This window comes from Tenacibaculum larymnensis (assembly GCF_028829235.1).
GTDB lineage: Bacteria > Bacteroidota > Bacteroidia > Flavobacteriales > Flavobacteriaceae > Polaribacter > Polaribacter larymnensis.
This window is the reverse complement of sequence record NZ_JAIWJY010000020.1, coordinates 1-3,178: the sequence shown is the minus strand read 5'-3', so window position 1 is coordinate 3,178 and position 3,178 is coordinate 1. Positions and strand designations below refer to the sequence as shown.

General features: G+C 31.6%; 3 protein-coding genes and 1 pseudogene. 3 read left to right on the top strand and 1 reads right to left on the bottom strand.

Annotation, left to right across the window (positions count from 1 at the left end; all coding sequences use genetic code 11):
- The coding region (locus tag LCI24_RS16790) for an RHS repeat domain-containing protein (RefSeq protein ID WP_420802999.1) at positions 1-1,710 on the top strand (1,710 nt) is incomplete at its 5' end.
- Positions 1,703-1,921, top strand: a complete 219-nt coding sequence (locus tag LCI24_RS16785; protein ID WP_274641408.1) for a hypothetical protein — start codon at positions 1,703-1,705, stop codon at positions 1,919-1,921. The genes LCI24_RS16790 and LCI24_RS16785, both read left to right, overlap by 8 nt.
- 36 nt (positions 1,922-1,957) lie before the next feature.
- Here LCI24_RS16785 and LCI24_RS16780 read toward each other — a convergent pair whose 3' ends face one another.
- Positions 1,958-2,293, bottom strand: a complete 336-nt coding sequence (locus LCI24_RS16780; protein WP_274641407.1) for a helix-turn-helix domain-containing protein — start codon at positions 2,291-2,293, stop codon at positions 1,958-1,960.
- Positions 2,294-2,440: 147 nt separating this feature from the next.
- Between LCI24_RS16780 and LCI24_RS16775 the strand changes: the two are divergent.
- Positions 2,441-3,178, top strand: a pseudogene (locus LCI24_RS16775) (hypothetical protein); the annotation flags it as partial.

The window sequence follows — 3,178 nt, the reverse complement described above, 5'->3', positions numbered from 1 at the left end:
TTTAGTATCAACTACAACAAGCCTCAAAATGGTGCTACAGCCCTGTTTAATGGGAACATAAGTGAAACTTCTTGGAGTACCTTAAATACTGATACTAGTACCAAAACATACTCGTACAATTATGATGCCTTAGACAGATTAGTAAGTGCTATCGACAATACAGGTCGTTATAACCTACAAAATGTTACCTATGACAAAATGGGGAATATTTTAACATTGAATAGAAACGGATATCAAGGAGGTTCTGTGTTTACCGATATGGATAAGTTGGTATATACCTATAACAATGGAAACCAGTTAGTAAAACTACTAGACAACGGTAACGATAATTATGGGTTTAAAGATGGTAGAGATGCTAGTATAGAATACACCTATGATGCCAATGGAAATTTAACGAAGAACTTAAATAAAGATATTACAAGTGTAAGTTACAATCACTTAAATATGCCTACAGAGATTAAGTTAAATAACTCCGATACTCAAAAGGTGCGTTTTATATATGCGGCAGATAGAACTAAGATAAGAAAGATTAAAAATGAAAATGGTTCTGAAACTATAACAGATTATGCAGGAAACTATATTTATGAGAATGGAGATTTAAAACAGTTTTATCACTCAGAGGGGTACGTCGAGCCTAATGGTAGTAATTTTGAGTATGTATATCAATACAAAGATATCTGGAAGAATGTACGCTTAACATATGCTGATACCAACAATGATGGTACAATTACCCAAAGCGAAATAAGACGAGAGCAAAATTATTATCCAGGTGGATTAGAACATGTAGGGTATAATGGTAATAAGGTTGGTGTAATGAGCAACTTTAAAACTTATCAAAGTCAAGAGTTTAATGAGGATTTAGATTTAGATGTACATGAGTGGAAATATAGAATGAGTGACCCAGCAGAAGTGCGTTTTTGGCAAATTGATCCATTAGCAGAAGATTATGTATATAACTCAACTTATGCTTTTCAAGAAAACAAGTTTGGATTAGGTACTGAATTAGAAGGAAAAGAGCTAAAAGAATGGTTTAACAGCTTGTTTGATAATGGTGGTAACTATGAAGCCGTTTCTACTCAAACAACACAATCTGTTAAGAGTTCAAATAATTTAGGAGACGCTACTTGTACAATAGGTTGTCATAATGTTCAATTTACTGGAGAGCGCGTAGATTTAGCAGGTATAGTTAGAGATGCTGTAGGAGAAGCCGGATTAGGAGCAACAATGTTAGATGCTGGTACAGATGCTTTTGGGAAAGCTAGTTTCTTTGGTAAATACTCATCTCCTATAGCTTTAGGTGCAGCAGGGATAAGTATTTTTGCTGATTCTCAATCAGAGTCAACATCAGGAGAATTTGCAGCAAATACAATACAAACAACCATTGAAACGGCTGTAGGATTAAAAAGTCCAGCTTTATCAATAGGACTACATATAAACTTTCAAGATGCTAAAGCTCAAGATGGATTAACTAATTTAAGTAATGGTAGAATGTCTAATGCTTATTCATCTTCTCAAAAACAAATTCAAAGCTATTTAAAAAAGAATTTTTCTAACAAAAGCACAACTAATAATGGTAACAGTTATAAAGGAGGAAATAAATTTGATTATGCATTATACTATATGTTTACTTTTCAATGGGGTAAACTTGATGATATAAAAGAACACTCTAGAAATCACGTTGAACAGCAAAAAAAGAATAATAATGAATAAAAAGCTGAATGAAGAATATTTTGAGACCCGAAAAAAACATAAAGAAGGTTATAAAAAAAATAAGCTGACTTTCAAAAAGGCTATAATCAATTTAGTAATAACTATTATATTGATAGTTGTATATAATGCTTTATCTAAAGGATGCTCAAAAAGAATAGAAGAGAATAAAATTAAGTATGAGCAGAAACAACAATTAAATAAAGAGAATTAAATAAAAAACCACCTTTTACGAGGTGGTTTTTTTATGTTATAAAGAATTTATTTTTGCTGCTTTAATAAAGTAATCAATAGTCGTTAGTAAGGTTGTTTTATCTTTATTATTTAGACTATCTATATCTTTAAAACGCTTAAGCATTACAGGGTCTTTAAACAAGTTAGCATTGTTGTTCTCTCCTAATAAATAACCAACAGTAGTATCTAAAATCTTAGCTAGCTTCTTAGCTGCTTCAATAGATGGTATCATCTCATCACGCTCATACTTACCTATTGTTGTGTGTGAGGTATTAAAAACCTTGGCTAGTTCTTTTTGAGATAGGTTTTTAACTTTCCTGCATTCTGCTAATCGTTTACCAAATGAAACCATAAATACATATTATTATGTGTAGAAACACTGTTTTTAAAGAGTTTTCACAAAAATATAAACACAAAAGTAGTTATTAAAACATTAAAATATTGTTTAAATAAATATTATTATGTTTCTTTGTACCTAATAATGTGTATTACAAAAGTTATGAACAATCTTGACACCACCAACCCGAATAACTACACATACCTAACAAAACACCTAGAAATACACATTTTAGGAGGTATTAAGGTAAATAAATTAGAAAGTTTACGGGTAACAGTATCGGTTCAGAAACTAAAAACACAAAGTATAGTACGTCATAGCATAGACCTATACAATGATAATCAAGTAGAAAAGTTTGTACGTAAGCTAGCAGAACGATTAACCATCGGTACGAGTGTTGTACGAAAGACTTTGCAAGAATTAACTCACGAGTTAGAAAATTATAGGTTTTTACTACTGGACAAACAAGAACAAGAGAACAAACCATTTTATAAAGAATTAAGTGCTATAGAAGAAAAAGAAGCGAAAGCCTTTTTGAAAAAGAGGAAGTTGTTAGCTAACACAAATGAGTACATCGGCAAGAGCGGTGTTATAGGTGAAAGTATAAATCGCCTGCTGATGTATCTCATATTTACTAGCAGAAAAACTAGCAATCCTTTACACTGTATTAGCTTAGGAAGCTCAGGAGCAGGAAAAACACATCTACAATCAAAAGTAGCAGAACTTATACCCGAAGAAGATAAGGTGGAAATTACGGTATTAAGTGCAAATGCTTTTTATTACTTCAATCGTACAGAATTACAACACAAGTTAATTTTAATAGAAGACTTAGACGGAGCAGAAAGTGTACTCTACCCTCTTAGAGAATTACAATCTAAAAAGAGAATAACTAAAACCGTA